The sequence below is a fragment of the Cohnella soli genome (assembly GCF_042655525.1).
In the GTDB taxonomy this organism is placed as follows: domain Bacteria; phylum Bacillota; class Bacilli; order Paenibacillales; family Paenibacillaceae; genus Cohnella; species Cohnella soli.
Genome location: NZ_JBHSMI010000052.1, coordinates 582,510 through 604,771 on the forward strand (window position 1 = coordinate 582,510; position 22,262 = coordinate 604,771).

Genomic DNA, 22,262 nt, shown 5'->3' on the forward strand with positions numbered 1-22,262 from the left:
TTCTTCGAAGTAACGTTAGAGGTAAGGCTCTGTAATCCATTTGAAGGGGGAAGTCCAGTGAAATCAAACACGAAAATACAGATCGTCTATTCTTCCTTTGGGGACGGTCATCTGCAAGCTGCATTAGCACTGCGACAATCGTTCGCCTCCATGGGTATTCATCACGTGACGATGATTGACCTATTCGCGGAAGCCTATCCACGTCTTAACGCGATTAGCCGATACTTCTACTTGCAAAGTACTGTCCGTTTCCCCCGTTTATACGGGCAACTATATCGAATAACTAATCGTAATCCGAAAGGGTGGCATGGTCGACTTTTCCACTCTTTCGGCAAGAAACGTCTCGTTGATTCGTGGAACGGGGAGCGTCCGGATTTGATCATTCATACATTTCCGCAACTTGCAGCGGACGAACTGAGACGTCAAGGATACCACAGCATACCGACGTTTACGGTGATCACGGATTATGTGCTTCACGGCCGTTGGATTCACCCGAGCACATCAGGGTATTTCGTCGCTACCGAAGAACTGATGAACGCACTTATAGCAGCCGGCGTTCCAGAACATCGAGTCAACGTAACCGGTATTCCAATTCGGCAGCATTTCTCGAAATCTTACGATCGGGAAGTGTTAGTCAAGAAGTACGGATTCACTGCCGGATGCCGCCGTGTCTTGATCATGGCTGGAGCTTATGGCGTACAGTCTTCTGTTCGCTCCATGATTGAAATCACATTGGGGGACACGGAATGCGAAACGATCGTCGTCTGCGGAAAAAACCAAAACCTAAAAAACGAGATTGAGATCGCTTACCGAGGAGAGGATAAAGTTCATGTACTCGGGTATGTAGAAAACATACATGAATTAATGGCGCTGTCCGACTGTATGTTGACGAAAGCCGGAGGGATCACTTTAACGGAAGCTCTCGTTATGAGGTTGCCAACTATCGTTTATCGGCCGCTTCCAGGTCAAGAACGCGGCAATGCGGAATATTTGGCCGGCCATGGTGCGATTGCCATCGCAAACGATATCTACGAATTATCTCAGCAGTTGCACAACGTGTTGGACCCATCCCATGCCGCTATCATGAAAGCCGCGATGGAAACCGTACATTACGCTAATTCTGCTTCACTTATTTCTTATGAGGTACTGGCTTGCCACGGTCTTGCTGAGGAAATGCGCCCAGTTGTCGCGACTGCGGAAAGAAAGGCAGTTAGCGCTCATGCTTAAACTGAAAAGAAAAAGTTTGCTCCCAGGGTTCTTGTTTCCGGCCGCCTTATTGCTGTTTGTTGCAGAATGGTTAAGGGGCGCTTATCTGGTTTCATTCTTGCCGAACTATTTAGTTCAACACGCAAACTGGACTGTAGCATTGGCTGGCATCGCAGTCTCTACCCATTATTTAGCGGATAGTGCGGTAAAACCATTTGCAGGATATTTGCTCGATCGATACTCAACCAAGATCGTTCTCCAAGTTGGTTTTCTCATCGCGGCAGGCGGGTTCGCGCTTACGCTGTCAGCGGGTTCGGGGTGGATCACTACGATAGCGTCCGGGTTGATGGGAATCGGGCTTTCTCCAGTATGGCTAGTCGGTGTAAGGCACATCAATGAAGAGAACCGCGCGGCACAAATGGGGGCCTTGTATGCATTCTGGATGGCGGGCTTAGGTTTAGGTCCAGTCATATTGAATTTGGTATTGGATGGAGGAATCGCCATTGGCGTAATTCTTTTGTTGTCGTTCGTGGCGTTAGGTGGGATTATTGCGAGTGTCTGCCGATTCTCAATAAAAGACTTTGACCGTATCGAGCGGACATCAATGAAAGCACAGTGGAAGTCGGTGAGGGAGAACATCAAAAATAATCGTCTAATCCTGCCAGCCATTATTCTGCAGACGACTGGTGCGGGCATTATTGTTCCTTTCCTCTCCAGTTTCGCATTAAAGCGATTGGCGCTTACAAACTCGGAACTTTCCATGATCATGGTATTAGCTGGTGCATGCGTCGTCTTATTGCTCGTGCCAATGGGGAAATGGTACGATGCAACCAAGAGCAGATGGTTCTTGGTGTGCGGCTTCGGACTGTTCGCGGTCAGTCTCGCGGGATTGACGGCAATGCGCTCTTTGGCAGGGGCTACGTTGATGGCGATCGTTATGGGTTTCGCATACGCGATGCTTTTGCCCGCATGGAATGCCCTGTTATCCCGTCACGTTCCCGCCCAATCCCCAAACATGGGATGGGGAGTGCTTTCATCATTAGAAGGCATGGGCGTCGTCCTGGGACCACTCATCGGAAGTTGGGTCGTGGCCAAGGGCAGCTTAGCTTCGCCGTTCTTGCTTTGCGCCGGGTTGTATGGATTGATCGGACTATCCTACATCCTTATGCCATCCGAAGTGTTTGGGTCAAAACGTTCGGTCGAATGGAGCAAGGCATAACCAGTACCAGAATCGAAGCCGAGGTGTGCGAGAGTCATGTCCATCCGATTAAAGTTAATCTTGTCATATTTGGCAATGCTCGTCGTCCCCCTCGTTCTTCTCGTCTTAACGGCGATGCTGCTCGTCGTCGTCTTCCAGGGGGACTTGCAGAATTTTAGGAATGTGTATGAGACCAAAATTGAAGGCCTTGAAGAAAGCGACTTTCATCGGTTGATCAAACACGCGATTGAGAAAGATCCGGGTTTGCTTGAAGATCAGCATTATTTGAATGATTTGTCAGTCGAACTGACGGGCAGGGATACCTACTTGTACATTCGCTCAGTTAATCGCGTATATTTCGCGTCGCCAAATATCCAAGCTAATCCGGAACTAGTCTCTCGGTTGCCGGGATTCACGCATGCCGGTGACCGCTTTTTCTCTCCTACGAAGCCCTACGGAAGTGAATTTTATCAATTCGTCCGATATGACTTCGGAAGCGTGGAACCTGTCAGTCTATATTTGATTACGAAGGTCGACCCGTTTGTCTATTTCGCGAGAAAATACGCCCCATACTTGTTAGTTTCGGCGTTTGTACTTCTCGTACTGACAAATGCGTTATTAACATTATACATGTCTAGAAAAATCATCAAGCCCTTGATGGTCTTGCGTAAATCTGCCATGCAATTCAAAGAGGGTAGGCTCGAATCGCCTGTATCCATCAAAGGGAAAGACGAAATTGGCCAATTGGGCACTGCATTCGAAGAAATGCGTTCTCGGCTGCGCGAATCGATTGCTGTCCAAGCTCAATACGAACGGAATCGCAAGGAACTAATTGCGAACATCTCGCACGACTTGAAGACGCCGATCACGTCGATTCGGGGATATGTAGACGGCTTATTGGAAGGCATAGCCGACTCGCCTGAGAAGTCCGACCGATACATGAGAACGATCGCAACGAAAGCAGCCGAGATGGAACGGCTGATAGACGAATTGTTCCTTTATTCTAAATTGGATTTGCATAGTATGCCCTTCGTTTTCGAGACGGTAAAAATTCATGCGTTCCTAAACGATCTCGAAGAAGAGCTACACTTCGAATTGGAGAAAACGGGAGTTAGGTTTATCTCCGATATTCAGGTGGACGCGGAATCCGAGATGTCTGTCGATTGGGATTCGTTCCGACGCGTCCTTAACAACATCATTCAGAACAGTTTGAAGTTCATGAACAAGTCGGATAAGGAAATTCGGTTGGGCGCGAAAACTGAACAGGGTTTTTTATCCCTTTTCGTTCAAGATAACGGCTCGGGTATTTCGGCGGAATCCTTGCCTCATGTATTCGACAGATTCTACCGGGCTGAACGTTCCCGAAGCGCGGAGTCGGGAGGGAGCGGTCTTGGACTCGCGATCGCGAAGCAGATCGTCTCCGCTCACAGTGGCAATATCCGCGCGGTCAGTGAAGAAGGCTACGGTACACGAATAGAGATTGAATTGCCGATCACAAGGAGGGAATCAACGCCATGAGAAAAACGTCCATCTTGATTGTGGAAGACGACAAATCGATTGCGGAGCTCGAACGTGATTATTTGGAGGCGAGTGGTTACCGAACGGATATTGCCGACAACGGCGAGACCGGCTTGGAGAAAGCGCTAGGTGGGCAGTACGATTTGATCGTTCTGGACGTGATGTTGCCCAAATTAAACGGTTTCGAGGTTTGCAAGCATATTCGCGAAGAAGTTGATATCCCCGTATTGATGGTGACGGCAAGCAGTGAGGATATCGACGTTATCCGGGGGCTCGATTTTGGAGCAGACGACTACATTACAAAGCCGTTCAAGCCTGCGGAGCTAGTGGCGAGAATCAAGGCGCACTTAAACCGGTATGAACGATTGAAAGGAAGAAAGTCCGAGTATGGAGAACTCGAATTCCGAGAACTTCGGATCGATCCTGAGTCCCGGAGAGTGTTCGTCAGAGACGAAGAAATCGTACTCACGGTCAAGGAATTCGACCTGCTTTACTTCCTGGCGAGCCACCCAAATCGTGTGTTCAATAAAGTCCATTTGTTTGAACGGGTTTGGGGCATCGACGCATTGGGAGATACGCAGACGGTTACCGTCCACGTACGCAAACTCCGGGAAAAAATCGAGAGGGATCCTCCTAATCCGAGCTTCGTCGAAACGGTATGGGGAGCCGGATATCGCTTTCGTGCCTAAGAATAAACAAGACGTTTTTACAATGTAATGGAAAACATTATTGGAATATTAAAACGAAGAAGATCTCAAGACATCGAAGTGATTCGACGCTCATGACGGTATTACGCATCGACGATTACGTGTTACGTCACCTCCAGTGTCAAAATATGCGGGACGAAGACCAGCGTAGAGGGCATTCGTGGGGGCAAAGCAGATTTAAGAATTCGCAGGATTCATCTCAATGCTGGCGCTTGCGACCGTCTTCTCAATGGTTGCGCAATTATTTCGTAGCGCGAGCGGCTTTCTCATTTTTTCTATCGTATTGTACGCGGCTGCGAAGATCGCCCCTTATTTTGTCGGAGGCTTCTCCGCGTTTTCCCTCGCATCGTATACAGACTGGTACGTCTTATGTTTAAGTGGGACGGTTGAAACCAGCCGACTGTTCTCATCATCTTTGTTTTTACTATCCGGAACCGTCTTATTCTTCTCGTTAGGATACACACTGTTTGATCGCAAAGAAGCATAGAAGGGAAACGACATTCCCATAACGGAACATAACAGGCATGCTGCTCGATTCTATGAGTGCGTGCCTATTTGCATTCCAATCGGAACTCGCCAGAAAACAATATGAGCAGGTTAAATCAGTGATGAAAGGTTGCGTTTGTCGCGGGCTTTCTCATTTGTGATCTTCATTTCATTAAACAGACATGCATATTTGTTTAAAACGGTTGTCTAGCGACGGCAGATCGGTTATGATACTCCTTGTTGATTATGAAAATCATTCTCAATTACTACGGGAGGTCAATTGAAAGTGTATCGGAATTTGAAAAGCTTAAAAGCGATCGTGTTGTTTACTTTAATTTTCTCTTTCGCATTGGCTGGTTGCCAATCGAAAAATAACAATTCGGTTGCTTCGGAATCTTCCTTCTCGACCGTTGGATCCACTTCGCCGTCGAACTCCACGGTGGGGGACAAGACGCTAACGATATCATGGCCGAAGGATATCGGACCGCTAAATCCACATCAATATGCGCCTAACGAATTTTTCGCCCAGGGGATGTACTACGAGCCACTTATCGATTATAGCGAGGGTGGTAAGCTCGTGCCTAAGCTGGCGGAATCATGGGACATTTCGGAAGACGGTAAAGTGTATACATTCCATCTTCGGCAGAATGTCAAATTCACCGACGGTTCGACGTTCGACGCCAACGTTGTTCAGAAGAACTTCGATACGATCTTGGCAAATCGCGATATGCACTCTTGGTTAGGCGTTATCGCGCAGATCGAGAAGACGGAAGTTGTGGACGCGAATACGTTCAAGATTACGCTGAAAAATCAATACTATCCGGCGCTTCAAGAATTCGCGGTCGTTCGACCGCTTCGTTTCCTCGGCGCGGCCGGCTTCCCGGACGACGGAAATACAGCAGAAACGATCAAGAGCCCGATTACGACTGGACCGTGGGTGCTGAGTGAATACAAAAAAGATGAAGTGGCCGTCTTTACCCGCAACGACAATTATTGGGGCACGAAACCGAAAATCAACAAACTCGTCGTGAAGGTCATTCCGGATCCGGAAGCCAGGGTACTTGCGCTCGAGAAGGGCGATATCGACCTCATCTACGGAGAAGGCACGATCAGCCTGGATGCGTTCGTAAACCTGAGAGACTCCGGCAAGTTCGAAACGTCTGTATCCGATGCGCTCGCCAGCCGCGCGATTATCGTGAACACGACGAAAGGACCGTTCGCGGATCAGAAAGTGCGCTTAGCCCTGCAGCATGCCGTCAATAAACAAGCGCTTGTCGACGGTGTTACGAACGGAGTGGAGAAGTTAGCTGATACGATCATCTCCAGCAACTTCCCATATGCGAACGTCGGCTTGAAAGCCTACGATTACAACGTCGAAACAGCAAAATCTCTACTTGACCAGGCGGGATGGAAGCTGCCTGAAGGGAAAACGATTCGCGAAAAAGAGGGTAAACCGCTACAAATCGAATTGGTGTACATGGGTGATGATGAAGTCGAGAAACCGATGGCTACGGCGATCCAATCGGATCTGAAACAAATCGGAATCGATCTGAAGCTGACCGGCTTGGAAAGACAGCTTCGCAACAAACGTATGGTAGCAGCTGATTCCGATCTGCTATTCTGGAGTACGTATGGGGCTCCTTATGATCCGCACAATTTCGTATCGACCAACTACGAGCCGGGTTACGGTATTTACGAGGCGCAACAAGGTTTGCCGATGGCGAAAGAATTGCATCAGCAAATGAAAGACGTTCTGCTGACGACCGATGAAACGGAACGCCAAAAGCTGTATACGTCGATTTTTACGACGTTGCATGAGCAAGCCGTATATTTGCCGATTTCCTATCTGACGAGCATCGCCGTCTATCCGAAGTATGTGACCGGTTTGAAGTTCCCGGCCCACCGCGACGAAACGCCGTTCGATACGTTGGACATTCAAAAATAAAGGTGTTTTTATGGAATGAAACTATCTAGCTATGTTTGGAGAAGAATACTGACGATGGTCCCCGTTTTATTGGGGGCCTCGTTCGTATCTTTTGTACTTTTGCGGTTAACGCCAATCGATCCTGCGAAAGCCTATTTGTCAGTATCGAATATTCCCCCAACGGAGGAGGCGGTTCATGCGATTCGCGCTCAATTGGGTCTCGATGAGCCTTTCTGGACGCAGTATGCGCATTGGCTATGGCAGCTGTGCCGATTCGACTTCGGTACGTCTTTCTTCAGTAAGCTATCCGTCGCTAGCGAATTCATGAATCGTCTTCCAATTACTGCGACTCTCGCTCTTGTTAGCTTGTTGCTGGCCATCGTGGTTAGCATTCCGCTGGGCATCGTTTCTGCCCTGGGAAAAAATCGGCTGATCGACCACATTTGTCGGTTTCTTGCCTTTCTTGGGGCCTCTTTGCCTCAGTTCTGGCTGGCTTATTTACTCATTTACTTTTTATCGGTCAAGATGGATTGGTTTCCGTTGCAAGGAGCGGAATCTTGGCGCAACTACGTGTTGCCGTTGTTTACGCTCGCTTTTTCCTTGATCGCGACCTATTCCCGACTGTTAAGGGCTGGCTTGCTTGAAGGTCTTGAAGAACCGTTCGTGCTGTACGCAAGGGCGAGAGGATTGGGTACATACACGATTTTGACCAAACACGTACTTCGTCATGCCGTTCGCCCCGTCGTTACCGCCGCGGGAATGAATCTAGGGAAGCTTTTTGCGGGAACGGTCATCGTAGAACGAATCTTTAGCATGCCCGGCATGGGCGGATTCTTCCTCGAATCCGTGTTTCATCGCGACTATCCAGTCATCCAAAGCTACATCTTTGTTATGGCTTTCGTCTTCGTATTGGGGAACTTGGCAGCGGACTTGATCCAATCATTGCTCGACCCGCGATTAACCCAGGTCGACGGGAAAGGGGGCGGGTAGATGGCTAGTCGTCGCAACACTTTCACCACTGCGTTCGCCCGAAGGCGCTGGATGCTGTACCTCTCGTTAGTCATGCTTCTGGCGGTCGTCGTCTGCGGTATCTTCGCCCCTTACTTGGCGCCGAACGATCCGAATTTCGTCGATTTCTCCCATAAACTCCAAAGCCCGTCATTGAATTACCCCCTAGGCACGGATCAATTGGGGCGTTGCTTGTTCTCCCGCTTGTTATACGGGACGCGGGTATCGCTCGGACTTGCTCTTCTGATCGTCGCTGCTTGTTTACTATCGGGTCTTCTCGTCGGCTGTCTCTCCGGCTATGCCGGAGGCTGGATCGATAACGTCATCATGCGGGCTTGCGACGCGGTCCTGGCATTCCCGTCCCTGATTCTCGCGATTAGCCTCATTGCCGTATGGGGAACGGGGTGGAAGCAGATGGCGATCGCGCTCGTTATCGTACAGACTGTCTACTATGCGCGATTCGTGCGCGGACTCGTCATGAATTTGAAGCAACAAACTTACGTGACGGCGGCGCGAGTTAGCGGTACGAATCCGGTTCGAATATTGATGAGGCATATTGTGCCCAACATGCTTCCGCCGCTTCTCGTCGTTGTGACACTGGAGATCGGATGGGTCATAATGGACATCTACGCTTTATCGTTTATTGGACTGGGCATTCAAGCGCCGACAGCGGAGTGGGGGGCAATGATCAATGATGGGAAGTCGTTCATTCGCAGCCATCCGCGACTCATGATCGCTCCAGGCGCGGTGATCTTCATCATGGTAGCGCTCCTGAATCTTGTCAGCGACGCTTTCAGCGAGCATAAAGGATTCGGCAGCCCATTGCGAAGAAAAACGAAAGCGTCAGCATAGACAGATGAATCATGTTCAGGAGGGTACGAGGATGATCGATCAAACGGTACTCGACGTCGAACGGCTGCGAATCGAAGTTGCATCCGAACGAGGAATTGCGCAGGCGGTTCAAGACCTTTCGTTCAAGATCAGTAAAGGTCAAGTGCTCGGCATTGTCGGCGAAAGCGGCTGCGGGAAGTCCATGACCTGCATGTCCATTCTCGGGTTGCTTCCCGCTTCAGCCTATGTGACTCAGGGTAGCATTCGATTAAATGGAGCAGAGCTGAACGCCTTATCGCTTAGGGAACGCAACTGCGTGCGACGCGAACAGATCTCCTTGGTGCTCCAAAATCCGATGACGGCGTTTAACCCGCTTATGACGATAGGCCGGCAATTTATAGAAACGTTAAAGCTGCACAGGAGTTATTCGCGAAAGCAAGCATTGATGCACGCGATGGAATGCCTGGCGGAAATGAATCTTTCCGAGCCCGAACAAGTGCTTCGACAATACCCATATGAGCTAAGCGGGGGCATGCTTCAACGGGTGATGATCGGTTTAGCATTATCCAATAAGCCCGACTTGCTTATCGCGGATGAACCGACAACGGCATTGGATAGCAGGAACCGGGAACATGTGCTTAACGCATTCCGACGTATTAAAGCAGCCAGCGAGACGGCCGTCTTGCTCGTATCGCACGATATCGAGGTAATCGAAGCAGTCGCCGACTCCGTTATTGTCATGAAACAGGGAAAGATCGTTGAAAGCGGATCGACCGTCGACGTCTTGACCCGCCCCGCGCACGAATATACGAAGTTGCTGCTGGATGCGAGATTAACAACGGCGCACAGTGGCAACAAGAACAGGTAGGGAATGCGTTGAAGCCGCTCAACTTAGATAATCCGTTCAATAAGAGAGCTCTCTGGCTCTATATCGTGGCACTGCTATTTTACGGCACCAATCATATGTTGATCATCGCTTTGCCATTTTTGTCCCAATCGTTAGGAGCAGGACAGTCGAGAATCGGCATCATCATGGGCGCTTACATGTTCGTTTCGATGTTCTTGCGCCCAGTCGCAGGCGCCATCGTCGACAAATTCGGCTCTCGTAACATTTTTATGGTTGCACTTGTACTGAACGCAATCGTGTTAGCTGCGTATTCCATTGAGAATCTCTGGGCATTCGCGATCATGAGGGCTTTTCAGGGCGCCATACTTGCCTTCTTCTCAATGACAGTGCATATGCTGATCATTGATCTGATATCGGACAAAGCGAGAGGGCAAGGGTTGTCACTGCTTTCGCTTGCGTCGATGGTCCCGTATACGTTCGTGCCAGCGCTCGTTCTTTACTTGAAAGATCAAGTAACGATGACGCAATTGTTGTTGATTTTCGCGGGCATTGGCTTTTGCAACATCGCTTTCGGTTCGGGGTTGTTTCGGACGCTCGACGCAAGAGCGGGGCAGCTGAACGTCGAAAAGAAACGCGACGAGGAGAGTGAATCCGTCATAAGATCGAATACCACGATTAAGAGGATCGTTTTCCCTTCGATTGTCATGCTGATGGCCTCGATCGTTTTCAGCATGGCGCCGACGTTCTTGCCGTTATATTTGGACAGCAAAGGCATAAACACGGCTCCGCTCTATTTTCTGACCGAAACCGCTGTGTTGATCTTTATTCGATTGTTCGGACGCAAACGGATTCCATCATCTGCAACATTTCCGAGAAAATTGCTCCTTGTGCTAATCATTTGCTTTGTATTATCGCCTGTGTTGTTGTTTTTTTCGTTATCTACTCCGGTATTGCTTATTTCTGCCGTCTGTAATGGCCTGGCGCTTTCTTTGTTGTATCCGACTTTGATCACTTACATTACGTTTATTGTGCCGGAGCGATCGCGGGGATATTCAATCGGCTGGTTTATCGCCGCAGCGGACTTCGGAACATCGTTCGGTGCTTTTGTGATGGGAGCTATAGCGGACGCGTTCTCGTATCAAACAATGCTGGTGACGGGAGCGTGCATTGGCGCTGTTGCTTTAGTCGTTACGTTTGTTTATCGGGGAGAAAAGGCGGTCGTTACATGAGTCTTTTAATTGCGAACAAGATTACGAAAACGTATTCGACCTCCTGGTGGTTTCGCAAGCGGACGTCGGAGGGCAAGGGGGTAAAAGGTGTTTCCTTTACGTTAGATGAGGGGACTTGTCTTGGCATACTCGGAGAAAGCGGAGCCGGAAAAAGCACGTTAGGTCGAATCGTTCTCGGATTGTTGCCACCGGACAGCGGAACGCTAACGTTCAACGGAATTGATCTCTATAAGTCGAATCGGAACGCTCGCAAGCAATGGCGTCGCGACATTCAAGTCGTCTTTCAGGATAGCTATTCCGCGGTGAATCCCCGAATGACTGTACGTGATATCATCGCGGAGCCGCTACGCAACTATGAAAGAATGTCTTCGCAAGAAGAGCGAAGTGCTATTTCGGAATTGCTGGAGTTGGTTGGCCTTGTGGGAGACGATATGTCGAAATACCCGAAACAGATGAGTGGAGGACAACTTCAACGGGTCAATATCGCGCGCGCGATCGCATTAAAGCCGAAGCTAATTGTGCTCGACGAACCGGTGAGCAGCTTGGATATGATCATCCAAAAGCAAATTCTCGATCATCTTAAACATCTGAAGGAGAAGATCGGCACATCATACTTGTTTATTTCCCACGATATGTCGGCTGTTCAATACTTTGCTGATCACATTGCGATTCTCGATCAAGGTTCGCTTGAAGCTCTGGGTGGCCGTTGAACCGTTTTATCAATAATACAGTTGAAGATAATAGGAGAAAAACCCGCGGTTCGCGGGTTTTTCACGTCTTTGTTTATTTTATTCCTCATTATTTCACCGTTTATTCTGTCTGTTCGAATCGGGATGTTTATGGGAGTACTCTACGTGCGGTCACGTAAGTTCTGTCCCATGTGCTTCCAGCGAAGTTGGAAATCGTCACGCCTATTCCGACTCTGTAGGTATGAAGGAGTTGGTTGTTCCCAATATAGATACTCACATGATTGATTTTTCCATCTCTATTCGTATCCGAGAAAATCAAGTCCCCTGGCTGTAATTGATTTCTAGGTACGAAAGAACCCACTTTTGATTGCTGATAGGACGATCGAGGAAGATTAATCCCGTATTGCTTGTACACAAACTGGGTAAACGAAGAGCAGTCGAAAGCGCTCGTATTGTTCGACTTCGTGCCCCAACGATAGGGAACTCCAATATATTGTTTACCTTTGGCGATGATATTATCCGAAATCGAAGTGCTTGCGGCGTATGCTGAATGTGTATTCGTAAACATCGTGCCAGCGGTTAAAACGATCGATAGACTTAGCGTTGCACCGATTAACAGTTTCCCATACCGACTTTTCATATTCACATTCGTGTTCTTATTCATAATTAACGGCCTCCTACAAGTGTTGGATTATAGGCGGTTATCACCTGACCTAACCATAACACATCATTTTTGGCCTTGAATTACCATAGACTGCCGAAGCTCAACAGGGCCAAGGCAATATTGATGTTTATGACAATTCGCTGAGAAAAACCACATCCATTTTTTATTGACTATGCCTATTTCATCTTGAATAATTTTTTTCTGTAACCCTTACAGTCTAAACGCGGATGAAGTATGAGTAAAAGCCTAGGAAAAAAATGTTGAAATTATTCTTAAGTCTATCAAACCAGTTAATAAATAATTTATAATTCCCTTTAATATAGGACACGTGACGCAATTAGGAAAGGGGAGTCCCAATGACGGCCAACAGCAACGTAGTTAAAGGATGGTTAAGCAAAGTACCGGAAGTGACGATTTTTTTCTGGATTATCAAAGTTTTATGTACGACAGTGGGGGAGGCTATATCGAAAGCTAAGGAAAATCGATCGCAAAACATGGACGAAGATCGACGGCACGATCGACGACGTACTGGCTGCGACTCGCACGAAACAACCGAACGCAGACAAATGTCAAAGCTCGTTGGAGGACTCGCTAAGCGCTTTGAACGAGGCAAACCGATAGAGCTGCGTAAATCGTGGTTTTTTCATTTTATCGGCATTGATTCTTGACAAAAACTCGTGTCAAGGATCTATACCGATTGCCGCTTGATGCCAAGAATGTGTACCGATTCCCGATTCTACAAAAATCGAATAACGGATAGTAAAAGTAAAGCAGCTATTAAGAAACAAAGCCTGGTGAGCCATTGATCCTGTCGATCAAACGGGTTCATCGCGTTTCCCCTTTTACATACTTAGTATTGAATAAAAACAACCTCAACAAGAGTACAAGCGCCGGTATCAATAATAAGAGTCCCGCCACGAACGAGATGACCAACGCCCTTCCCATAACGAGGTTCGTCACGCTGCTGGAAAGCGTTAAGTAAGGATAAAGCAAGTAGGGGAGGTGGGAAATACCATAGCCGAAGAAGGCGAATAAAAATTGAAGCATGACAGCAATATATGCGGTTCCATAGTTTTTACGACACCAAATTAGCCAAATCGCAAAAGTAAAACTAACCAGGGACAACCCAAACATCCACCACAATTCCAAAGTTTTTTGAAAATGTACTCGATTGTGGTTGCGAAGCGCAATAAAAACAAATAGGCTCGAGATAACCGTTGGAACGCCTGCCCAGAGAGAAAAAGAGCGAAGCCATTCTAACGCCCTGATGTCTTCCGCTCGAGCGGCATAGTAAGTCAAGAACGTCGAACTGATAAACAGTACGCTTGAAATGGCAAGCAACACGACTGCCCATGAATATGTGCTGAAAAACAGTTCGGCAGGAAAAAAAACGACGGAGTTTCCATGTACGGACAAAAATCCGCCTTCCGAAATCGTAAACACGGTAGAAAGGGCAGCCGGAATGAAAAGTCCTGTAGCTCCATATGCGAGCAAATAAATATTGTTCTTCTTAGCACCATAATTGGCGAAAGCGTAAAAGGATCCGCGGATCGCCAGTAATACAAGGGCAATACTTCCGGGGATTAGTAACGCTGTTCCGTAATAAAACGCGGTTTCAGGGAAAAACCCTACGATGCCGACGATAAAAAACACTAGAAAGACGTTCGTGACTTCCCATACGGGCGATAAATACCTGGAAATGATCGGTGAAATGACCGTGCCGATACCGATTGTTTTTCCGTAGTAAGCGTAAAATCCGGCTCCGAAATCGATGGATGCAACGATCAGGTAGCCATACAGAAATATCCAAAGAACCGCAATTCCAAGCTGTTCAATCGGCATGTTGATCCCTCCTATAAGATGATACGACGCTCTTCCAGTTCCATCTCTGCCGGCTTTTTACGGAACAAACGGATCAAAACAAGCAAGCTGACAAGTCCCAACAACAAATACAAGGCAGCAAAAAGCCAGAACGCGATCCCTACATCGGGGTTGATTGTAGTTGCTTCGGACACTCGCATATATCCCCTAAGAATCCATGGTTGTCTGCCTACTTCCGCGTAGAACCAGCCGAGCTCGATGGCTAACAATGAGAAAGGACCCCCGGCAATAATAGCGCCGAGTATCCATCTGTTATAGGTATTCCATCGCTTTACGCGCGCCATGAAGATAAAAAGAAGGGGTACGCCGAACAAATAAAATCCAAGACCGACCATTCCATCGAATAAATAATGGACATAAAGCGGAGGCCAGTCTTCTTTCGGAAAATCGTTTAAACCGATAACCGTTCCATTTGGATTATGCGTCGCAAGCAAACTTAGAGCGGAAGGGATTTTTAATGCCCCTATTATCTCAAGCGTATGCGGGTTCAATCGTCCGCCGATATAAAGCGGAACGCCATGGCCGGTCTCGAAATGCCATTCGGCCGCGGCCAACTTCTCAGGCTGCTCTTCTGCCAAGAATTTGGCAGATATATCTCCAATCCATATCGTCGCTGCCGCAAGGATCACTCCGGCGACCATATTGAGACGTATTGATTTTTGATAATAATCGTTCTTCCGTCCTCTTATCATTGAGAATGCGGCAATCATGGCAAGTAGAAACGCCGCGGTTAAATAAGCTGAAGACAGTACATGCGCCACCTTAGAAGGCGTTGCCGGATTGAACATCGCGGAGAGCGGATCTAAATGAGTCAACTTGCCGTTTTGGAGCGTAATGCCTTGAGGCGTATTCATAAAGGCGTTGACCATCGTAATGAATAACGCCGAGGCGGATGATCCGATAATAATCGGGATCGTCAGCAACCAATGTAAATAGGGATTGGAAAACCGATTCCACGTGTACATATAAATCCCTAGAAAAATGGCTTCAAAGAAAAAAGCAAAGGTTTCCAAAAAAAGAGGCAAGCTGATCACGTTACCCGCGAACCGCATAAATACAGGCCAGAGCAAGCTCAATTGCAAACCAATGCATGTCCCTGTAACTACGCCTACAGCAACCGTAATGATGAAACCGCGCGTCCAACGTCGGGCCATTAGCAAATAATGAGGGTCCTTTTTTCGAATTCCTATCCATTCGGCAAAGGAGATAAACATCGGTATTCCAACTCCCACCGTAGCGAACAAAATATGGAAAGCTAGAGTCATTTCCGTTAAGCCTCGGCTCCATTCCAACGAAGTCAAACTAAGAACCTCCTTTCAAGTTGCCGTTACATCTTTCCAATTAATTGCTGATTTTATGCCAATGCATCTCAGGTATCATTCTTTTAGGCATAGGCTTCAAAAATTGGTGGGGACTTATCGGATTGGCTCCCATACTAACCGGGGCTACCCGATATTGCCCGGCTAATACCGTGCTTGGAATCGATAACTGCAAAAAGTGGCAAAATTAATTTACACGAGACAAGGAGGAATTTCGGGTCGTGTCAATTTATAACATGTTGCTTATTATTGGGGCGGCCGTATGCATATTTTCATTAATTAGAACATGTGTCGGTACAATCAAAAACGATTATGTACAATCAAGGCGATGCCTCTTATGAATTGGAAATCGTTTCTTCCGAAAACGATGTTGATAAACTGAAGGATTTGTTCAATGAACTTGAGCAATGCGAAGAAGGGACTTATTTTCGAGCTCATCATCCCGGAATCAATACCATCATGACGTCGAGAACGACAGATACGATTACGTACTGAAACAAATTTATGGAATGATTCACGAATTAGGGACGGACGAAACGAAAAGTCATGTCGAATCGATGAATTTGCATTTTGGTGAAGAGTACGAGTGAGGAGTTTAGGTGTACAGAATATAATTGTTGTAATGAAGACCGGCATTTCACTATTGCCGTTTTTGTGCGCTTGGCAGTCACGTGTAGAAGGACAAGAACATACAATCATTAAGATCCGCGTGCTACGCGTTTTTTTTATTTTATCGCGTTTACGGGAATGTGACCGTATCAGTTTTATGCGGGTGATCAATGACCCCCTCCAATTCGGAAAGGGGTCATTGCGGTAATTGCGGATATTCTGAAAGCAAATTAACTTTCTTTGAAAGTGCGAGCAAACAGCGGGCCGTAACATGAAGTAAATCTTGCCGCATCGTCAAATAGAGCCTGAAGTGCATGACGCCTATTCCGTACGTTCCAACGGCAGGCTTTATAACCATTTCATACTTTTGAAGTATTTCACGAAGAGTTTGGCACTACATGAGTTTGGTCGAAGGAAGACAAGATTGGAGCGGCTCATCCTTTAACAACGCATGTGCGAGCAGGAATTGCCAGAGTTATGAAATTTTTAATACTTCGTTAATGGCTTGTTAATGAACGAAGGCTAGTCTAGGGAAGTAAGTTCAATTTCTTTTATGGGAACACTGGAATGAAGAAGAAATTTCCTAGCGGTATGGAATAAAGAAAGTAAGCTGAAACTAATTGAGGAGGTCATTTTTTATGTCGGAACAACCACACAAAATGAAAATTTTACTTAGCAAGGTACCAGAAGTTACGATATATTTCTGGATCATTAAGGTTCTCTGCACTACGGTCGGCGAAACGTTCGCTGATTTTCTGAACTTCAATCTGGGATTCGGGTTAACGAATACGACGATTATTATGGGAGTCGCGTTTTTCATCGTGTTTGTCCTTCAATTCAGAGCAACAAAATATGTGCCCGGCATCTATTGGCTAACCGTCGTATTAATCAGTGTTTTCGGAACCCTGGTAACCGATAATTTGACGGATGCGATGGGAGTACCGTTGGAGAAAAGCACGATCGTATTCAGCATATTACTGGGCTTAACTTTCCTAGTCTGGTACGCAAGCGAAAAGACGCTCTCCATTCACTCGATCTACACAAGGAAACGCGAAGTTTATTATTGGCTAACCATTTTGTTCACATTCGCACTTGGAACAGCTGTAGGCGATCTGTATTCCGAACAGCTCGGACTTGGCTACTTTAACACAGGCATCACGGTCGTAATTATCATTGCGATTATGTATTTAGCTTGGAAATGGCTGCGACTTGATTCAGTTTTGGCTTTTTGGGTCGTATATATTCTGACTCGTCCGCTTGGAGCGTCCTTAGGCGACTACTTGTCCCAAACTAAAATGAATGGCGGATTAGGCTTAGGTACAACGATTACGAGCGTCATTTTTCTAGCGGCGATTTTGGCTGTCACCATTTTCTTAGCTATTACCAAGATCGATACGGTACCGAAAAGCGATACCATAGAGACGGGGCATGTAAAAGAAAGCAAAAGAAACGTTCTCCTTCAAACGGTAGCCGCACTTTGCATTTTCTTAGCTGTCGGCATCGGCGGATATGTTCAGTTAAGCAATCAAATTGATTCTTCTGGATCGGACTCAACGTCAAATTCGGCTTCATTAACCGGACAGCTGACGGATTTCGTGAATATAGAAAATGAAATGTTGAAAGCTGTGAATGCGAAGGGCTTTGCTGCCGCGAAAAAAGGCGCTGACAATTTGGAGCATCAATGGGACACAGCGGAGCCCAAACTTAGAAAAATTGACAGCTCCAAGTGGACCCAGATCGATGGAACGATCGACGCAGTATTGGCTGCTGTCCGCAATGGAAAACCCGATGCGAATCAATGCATAAACGTCCTTCAAAATTCACTAAAGGTATTAAACGATATCAACAACACAGCTCCCGCAGCATCGCAATCCCAGAGTTCTCAAGCACCGGCAGCGTCACCGGCAGCAACAAAAGCTACGCCACATGCGAAATTGGCCGGGCGATTAACGGATTTCGTCAATATTGAAAACGAGATGTTGAACGCAGTAAACGTAAAGGACTTTGATACCGCCAAAAAAGGCGCTGACAATTTGGAGCATCAGTGGGATATTTCTGAGCCTAAGCTTAGAAAAATCGATGGTTCCACCTGGACCACAATCGATGGTACGATTGACATTGTATTGGCAACTGTTCGCAAAGGCAAACCTAATGCTAGCCAGTGCGTCTCTTCGCTTAATGATTCGCTTAGTACCATGAGCAAAGCAAATCAATAAAAATTAAGAACCGTTCCTTAATTAAAGTCAATGAGGGAGGCTTGTCCATTAAACAATATGCTGTCGGTTGGGTAAGATCGAGGGAGGATTCCGGCGCTTTTTGCTTCGCGGCTAGCCGAAGGTGAGCCTAGAGGTCGGATGGCTTTCCCTTACCCATAACTTGTTGAAGAAAGCAACAATTGACCAAAAACAAACAATAGCGGCGCAGGGATAACCCTTACGCCGCTATTTTTCTAATTCAAATCTATTTCTCGCTGGTGAGCTATTTTCAAAGTGAATGGGAACCTACTTTTGAGACAGCCCCTTCATCTTGTTGATAGTGGCTGGAGTCAGCTTGTCACATTCACAATCTACAAGGCTGAGAGTGCTGGTAGAGTCGTGAAACAAGTTGACCCGCGCAATACAACACAACTTTGCTCAAATTACTGTGAAATCGTCAAGAAAGCGTTAAGCGTTCGCGTCCATAGGTGTGAGTCTTGCGGATATGTAGCGGATAGAGACGAAAACGCTGCTAAGAATATCCTGCAAAGAGCAATAGCGTAAACCGTATTCGGCTCGGATGGAGCCTTCGGGGAGAGATACGGGTTGCCGTTCTCAACGATCCGAGAAGCCCCTGCCTTCAGGCACGGGGAGTCATCACCAGGAAGTAGCGTAATAGGGCCACATCTACCTATCTGTTGAAGTTCAGGCGTAGTTAATGTCTGAGCTTTTTGCACTTTGATGTGCATTTTACTACATCAAAGAAAATAATTAACAAGGGAGAATTAGCCTAGTTGGTAGAGCGCATCGCTGGCAGCGGCGGCCTATCTCACATATAATGAGTACAAGAATCTGGCTGACACGCCCAAGCTCTCGACGGCGTTGTGGGTATTCTCCGGCGTGGTCGCGGCTTTCCTGTCTCCCTATATGCTGGAAACCGCTACGGCGATACTCTATGCTACCAACGGCGAAGGAATAAACATGAGGGGAAGTCGATAAGAATGCAGGAACTGCCGCACATCAGAGCACTGCCTAGCATCCAGGTGATTGGGCTAGAGCAAATTGTAGATATGACTTCTATAATGGCTCAGGTTAAGAAGCGCATTGAATACATAAGCGACACGGCAAATCTTGATGACCTTGGTGGGTGGCGGCTACTCATAAGTCTGGTTTTTAACCATGGCAACGTCATCGGTATCGGCAATGATAGTCGACGGGATAGTTTCCACGATCCGGTTGAAGCTCTATTCGATGACTATACGGATTTGCAAACCTGCTTGACCACAAACGTTCTTCGTGGTCTGGATGCAGCATTTGAACGTGGTGTGACCGTCGCGGGAAAACGCTTCAAGCTCACACGTACGGTGAAAGAATAGGCGCTGTAGAGACATCGCACGTGGCTTACATAAGGCGGCAATCGGCGGAGGGGGAGGGATTCGAACCTTCCTTTAGAACATGCCAACTGCTGACAGTCTTTAAAGATCGCAAGTTGATTTAGGTATTATTGCGACAAGGAAGGGCTGAAAGCTCATTCATCCAAAAATATGAAAAATAGGTGTGGTAGAATGTCCGAAGCTGCTGACGTATCGAAATTCCTGATATCGTTCTTCGATGAGATGACGGCCTGGGGAAAGCAAGTGATTGTCTGGTTCGACAGAGACAAAGGTGGGTTGGGAGATCATCATCAGGCCGCTCATGACGCTTTGACGAAGATATATGATGTCTATGTCACCGACCGGGTGCGGAAGACTGGACGCCTTGCGCGGATGTCGTTCTCTCTCGGAATGCCGGACTATGATAAGTCGATCGAAGCGATATGCGAGATTAGCCGGCCTACAAAGTCGTCTTATTTGATCGAAACGATGCGATCCATACCCGACGATGACTATGAAGAACGCTACCGCTTTAAGGTCGTGATCAAAGATGGCGCTTTGCGGCTCGACAAGAGGGAACGGTTCAGTGAATCCGAAAACAGATGGGTTAATGAGATCATTTAACGGAATTTTGTTGCGGGAATCCTATTATTTGAGGCAGTGGTACCCCTGTGAAATTTCTGGAAGGAATTATATAAAAATGGATAGAAAAACTTTTACAAGTGCGCTCGAAAAATATCTCAGCAAGAACAAGAGTGCTTCCTGTCTGACATCTGACGGCGATGCATTTATTGACCGCCTCTTTGCCGAGATGAACAAGGAGAAACCAAGCGTCGTCGATATATGGCTTAAAAGCAAGTTGAACGATAAATTCATCTATGCGGTTGAGCCGCCGAAGTGGAAGGGAGAAAAGGACTGGCCATATTTCCAAGGCGAACCGATGGTCTTCCTGCACCAGTTCACGCTGGATATGGCGGCAGCACGCAAAATGAAAGGCGGCTTTCCCGTCGGAGACACGATTTATGTATTTGGCGCAAAGCGCGCGTTGGCCGGCGATGCCTGGGAGACCGTGTACAAGCTGATAGGGCAGGACAACGGGGGCGGCTCCACAGAGCATCTGAACTATGTGCAAGACGGTACTTCGTGATCGGCTTGGAATGCTCCGGGCATTTAGCGTATCTTATGTCGCTCAATTCCTGATATTTGAGGCGTCGTAAAAATCGACGCAGGAGGCTGATACTACTATGTCGTACGCTGTTGATATTCTGAAGGAATTTGTCGAAGGCCACATGGAAACGCGATCCTTCGAGGAAGCTTTATATAGTGCCCCTGATATTGAAAGCCTGCGGGCGTCCGTGGAGGTTCAAAAATGGCGTATGACAGAATAGATTGGCATTCAGGTGGAGATTTCCCCAAAGACTTGCCTGAGGAAAGTGGCGGCATCCATATCGGCATGTTTTTAGCTTGGCTGGCTTGCGAGAACATGCTGGGCGATTTTCATCGTGAGGAGTCTGCCGATGAGACCAAACGCCTGAAAAATCGCGAAATCACCGGTCTGCAATTTCTGATCGATGCCTGTGATAGTAAGCTCTGGGAAGAAGACCTCAACGATAATGGAAATGCGTTCACCGTCGATTATTACGACGAGAAATCGCAATTCGCCCAGCAGAACGGCTCCTTCCTGCAAGATTATTGTGACGTATTCAATCGTCACGCTGAAGCACACGGGTTCGAATATCCCAGCGTCTATCACGTCGGGAACACGTGGGAGAATTTCGATCGACTGAAGCCGATACTCGACCAGCGTTTTAGCCAGTGGCAGGTCTGGTCAGCCGATCCGGCCAATCGTCAGCTTGATCCGAAGACCCAGTTTCTCCATGCCTGCCAGGAAGTCGGAAAATTTCTTGGGCCGCATGGCTTCAAACCTAACAAGGCGGGAACGGTCTGGAAGAAGACGGCTGCCGATAAAGACACTGTGTTCGAAGTCTCTTTCGAGCCTGAGCTCTATAATTCCCGAAGCGACGTTCGTATGACGGTCGCTCTCTCCATCAGCAGCAAAGCGCTTAAGAAATGGCTTGGCGAGACTATGGGTGGGACCGGATATGACGGCACCGTCCTGTTCGGGAAATTGCGTCAGTTGGATAGATACGCCAATCCCATCGTCTGGCAGGTAGCAGGCTTGAAGATGCGACCCTCAATTGAGGAGATATACGGGTTGCTCAACGAACGCGTCCTGCCGCTCTTCTCATTATTCGCCGATCGTCCTCAGGCGCTCGACCATCTTGCAACGCATGGGGGCGGTTTTTCCGGCATCTGCGATCAGGAGGCGACCCCGCTGTCGTTCATGTTGTGCTTTGGGACACCAGATCAAGCGCAGCGTTTTTTCACCGGCTATGTGGACAGTCGTCCATCCCCATGGCGGCGCAATATCGTCCAGACGTTCGAGAAACTTCAGGCGGGGGAGATTTGGGAGTATTCCGCCTACTCACACGAGAGAGACATAAAACTTGCCTTCCGCAGTGGGCTGACACTGCCGCAAAAATTCTGACTTTCGAACGCTGCAAAATCTGCGATTCGG

At 47.6% G+C, this 22,262-nt stretch carries 20 protein-coding genes; 17 read left to right on the top strand and 3 right to left on the bottom strand.

The features are described 5' to 3' along the window. The first annotated feature begins 57 nt into the window (after nt 1-57). The 10 genes from ACFPOF_RS26605 (at nt 58) to ACFPOF_RS26650 (ending at nt 11,664) form a co-directional block, all read left to right on the top strand. Nucleotides 58-1,227, top strand: a complete 1,170-nt coding sequence (locus ACFPOF_RS26605; RefSeq protein WP_378138398.1) for an MGDG synthase family glycosyltransferase — start codon at nt 58-60, stop codon at nt 1,225-1,227. Then, on the top strand, nt 1,220-2,425 hold the full coding sequence (locus tag ACFPOF_RS26610; protein WP_378138399.1) for an MFS transporter: 1,206 nt from the start codon (nt 1,220-1,222) through the stop codon (nt 2,423-2,425). Before ACFPOF_RS26605 ends, ACFPOF_RS26610 begins: the two co-directional genes overlap by 8 nt. A 36-nt stretch (nt 2,426-2,461) precedes the next feature. Further along, complete coding sequence (locus ACFPOF_RS26615; RefSeq protein WP_378138400.1) at nt 2,462-3,922, top strand: sensor histidine kinase; 1,461 nt, start codon at nt 2,462-2,464, stop codon at nt 3,920-3,922. After that, nucleotides 3,919-4,611 carry a response regulator transcription factor gene (locus tag ACFPOF_RS26620; protein WP_378138401.1) on the top strand — a complete coding sequence of 231 codons (693 nt, stop codon included), beginning with the start codon at nt 3,919-3,921 and terminating at the stop codon, nt 4,609-4,611. The genes ACFPOF_RS26615 and ACFPOF_RS26620 overlap by 4 nt, the downstream gene beginning before the upstream one ends. Before the next feature lie 790 nt (nt 4,612-5,401). Continuing rightward, nucleotides 5,402-7,060 carry a nickel ABC transporter substrate-binding protein gene (gene nikA / locus ACFPOF_RS26625; RefSeq protein ID WP_378138402.1) on the top strand — a complete coding sequence of 553 codons (1,659 nt, stop codon included), beginning with the start codon at nt 5,402-5,404 and terminating at the stop codon, nt 7,058-7,060. 15 nt (nt 7,061-7,075) lie between these two features. Next, a complete protein-coding gene (nikB, locus tag ACFPOF_RS26630; RefSeq protein ID WP_378138403.1) occupies nt 7,076-8,029 on the top strand; it encodes a nickel ABC transporter permease in 954 nt (317 codons plus the stop codon). Further along, the gene (locus tag ACFPOF_RS26635; RefSeq protein ID WP_378138404.1) at nt 8,030-8,899 is read left to right on the top strand and encodes an ABC transporter permease; all 870 of its coding nucleotides are present in this window, start codon (nt 8,030-8,032) and stop codon (nt 8,897-8,899) included. 31 nt (nt 8,900-8,930) lie between these two features. Beyond that, nucleotides 8,931-9,746 carry an ABC transporter ATP-binding protein gene (locus ACFPOF_RS26640; RefSeq protein ID WP_378138405.1) on the top strand — a complete coding sequence of 272 codons (816 nt, stop codon included), beginning with the start codon at nt 8,931-8,933 and terminating at the stop codon, nt 9,744-9,746. Nucleotides 9,747-9,754: 8 nt separating this feature from the next. Further along, entirely contained in the window at nt 9,755-10,954 is a 1,200-nt protein-coding gene (gene cntE, locus ACFPOF_RS26645; protein ID WP_378138406.1) for a staphylopine family metallophore export MFS transporter CntE, read from the top strand. Further along, on the top strand, nt 10,951-11,664 hold the full coding sequence (locus ACFPOF_RS26650) for an ABC transporter ATP-binding protein (protein WP_378138407.1): 714 nt from the start codon (nt 10,951-10,953) through the stop codon (nt 11,662-11,664). The genes cntE and ACFPOF_RS26650 overlap by 4 nt, the downstream gene beginning before the upstream one ends. A gap of 127 nt (nt 11,665-11,791) precedes the next feature. Here ACFPOF_RS26650 and ACFPOF_RS26655 read toward each other — a convergent pair whose 3' ends face one another. The 3 genes from ACFPOF_RS26655 to ACFPOF_RS26665 all read right to left on the bottom strand — a co-directional run bounded on the left by ACFPOF_RS26655 (nt 11,792) and on the right by ACFPOF_RS26665 (nt 15,489). After that, nucleotides 11,792-12,307 carry a C40 family peptidase gene (locus ACFPOF_RS26655; protein WP_378138408.1) on the bottom strand — a complete coding sequence of 172 codons (516 nt, stop codon included), beginning with the start codon at nt 12,305-12,307 and terminating at the stop codon, nt 11,792-11,794. A gap of 825 nt (nt 12,308-13,132) precedes the next feature. Beyond that, nucleotides 13,133-14,149 carry a cytochrome d ubiquinol oxidase subunit II gene (locus tag ACFPOF_RS26660; protein WP_378138409.1) on the bottom strand — a complete coding sequence of 339 codons (1,017 nt, stop codon included), beginning with the start codon at nt 14,147-14,149 and terminating at the stop codon, nt 13,133-13,135. Between the two features lie 11 nt (nt 14,150-14,160). Beyond that, entirely contained in the window at nt 14,161-15,489 is a 1,329-nt protein-coding gene (locus ACFPOF_RS26665; protein WP_378138410.1) for a cytochrome ubiquinol oxidase subunit I, read from the bottom strand. 44 nt (nt 15,490-15,533) lie between these two features. Between ACFPOF_RS26665 and ACFPOF_RS26670 the strand changes: the two genes are divergently transcribed. The 7 genes from ACFPOF_RS26670 (at nt 15,534) to ACFPOF_RS26700 (ending at nt 22,232) form a co-directional block, all read left to right on the top strand. Further along, nucleotides 15,534-15,698 carry a YgaP family membrane protein gene (locus tag ACFPOF_RS26670; RefSeq protein ID WP_378138411.1) on the top strand — a complete coding sequence of 55 codons (165 nt, stop codon included), beginning with the start codon at nt 15,534-15,536 and terminating at the stop codon, nt 15,696-15,698. Between the two features lie 1,056 nt (nt 15,699-16,754). After that, nucleotides 16,755-18,332 (top strand): COG4705 family protein, encoded by a 1,578-nt coding sequence (locus ACFPOF_RS26675; protein ID WP_378138412.1) that lies wholly within the window; start codon nt 16,755-16,757, stop codon nt 18,330-18,332. Nucleotides 18,333-18,605: 273 nt separating this feature from the next. Next, on the top strand, nt 18,606-18,875 hold the full coding sequence (locus tag ACFPOF_RS26680; RefSeq protein ID WP_378138413.1) for a zinc ribbon domain-containing protein: 270 nt from the start codon (nt 18,606-18,608) through the stop codon (nt 18,873-18,875). 437 nt (nt 18,876-19,312) lie between these two features. Next, on the top strand, nt 19,313-19,687 hold the full coding sequence (locus tag ACFPOF_RS26685; RefSeq protein ID WP_378138414.1) for an Imm9 family immunity protein: 375 nt from the start codon (nt 19,313-19,315) through the stop codon (nt 19,685-19,687). A gap of 189 nt (nt 19,688-19,876) precedes the next feature. Beyond that, nucleotides 19,877-20,308, top strand: coding sequence for an NTF2 fold immunity protein (locus tag ACFPOF_RS26690; RefSeq protein WP_378138415.1), 432 nt, complete (start codon nt 19,877-19,879; stop codon nt 20,306-20,308). 76 nt (nt 20,309-20,384) lie between these two features. Further along, nucleotides 20,385-20,831 (top strand): hypothetical protein, encoded by a 447-nt coding sequence (locus tag ACFPOF_RS26695; protein ID WP_378138416.1) that lies wholly within the window; start codon nt 20,385-20,387, stop codon nt 20,829-20,831. 222 nt (nt 20,832-21,053) lie between these two features. Continuing rightward, nucleotides 21,054-22,232 (top strand): DUF7832 domain-containing protein, encoded by a 1,179-nt coding sequence (locus ACFPOF_RS26700; RefSeq protein WP_378138417.1) that lies wholly within the window; start codon nt 21,054-21,056, stop codon nt 22,230-22,232. The last annotated feature ends 30 nt before the right edge of the window (nt 22,233-22,262 follow it).

Bases quoted from the DNA above. Each gene is read 5' to 3' on its own strand.
- ACFPOF_RS26675 (WP_378138412.1), top strand. From the start codon at position 16,755: ATGTCGGAACAACCACACAAAATGAAAATTTTACTTAGCAAGGTACCA.
- ACFPOF_RS26685 (WP_378138414.1), top strand. From the start codon at position 19,313: ATGCAGGAACTGCCGCACATCAGAGCACTGCCTAGCATCCAGGTGATT.
- ACFPOF_RS26690 (WP_378138415.1), top strand. From the start codon at position 19,877: ATGTCCGAAGCTGCTGACGTATCGAAATTCCTGATATCGTTCTTCGAT.
- ACFPOF_RS26655 (WP_378138408.1), bottom strand. From the start codon at position 12,307: ATGAATAAGAACACGAATGTGAATATGAAAAGTCGGTATGGGAAACTG.
- ACFPOF_RS26635 (WP_378138404.1), top strand. From the start codon at position 8,030: ATGGCTAGTCGTCGCAACACTTTCACCACTGCGTTCGCCCGAAGGCGC.
- ACFPOF_RS26620 (WP_378138401.1), top strand. From the start codon at position 3,919: ATGAGAAAAACGTCCATCTTGATTGTGGAAGACGACAAATCGATTGCG.
- nikB (WP_378138403.1), top strand. From the start codon at position 7,076: ATGAAACTATCTAGCTATGTTTGGAGAAGAATACTGACGATGGTCCCC.
- ACFPOF_RS26650 (WP_378138407.1), top strand. From the start codon at position 10,951: ATGAGTCTTTTAATTGCGAACAAGATTACGAAAACGTATTCGACCTCC.
- ACFPOF_RS26660 (WP_378138409.1), bottom strand. From the start codon at position 14,149: ATGCCGATTGAACAGCTTGGAATTGCGGTTCTTTGGATATTTCTGTAT.
- ACFPOF_RS26615 (WP_378138400.1), top strand. From the start codon at position 2,462: ATGTCCATCCGATTAAAGTTAATCTTGTCATATTTGGCAATGCTCGTC.
- ACFPOF_RS26695 (WP_378138416.1), top strand. From the start codon at position 20,385: ATGGATAGAAAAACTTTTACAAGTGCGCTCGAAAAATATCTCAGCAAG.
- ACFPOF_RS26700 (WP_378138417.1), top strand. From the start codon at position 21,054: ATGGCGTATGACAGAATAGATTGGCATTCAGGTGGAGATTTCCCCAAA.
- ACFPOF_RS26640 (WP_378138405.1), top strand. From the start codon at position 8,931: ATGATCGATCAAACGGTACTCGACGTCGAACGGCTGCGAATCGAAGTT.
- ACFPOF_RS26610 (WP_378138399.1), top strand. From the start codon at position 1,220: ATGCTTAAACTGAAAAGAAAAAGTTTGCTCCCAGGGTTCTTGTTTCCG.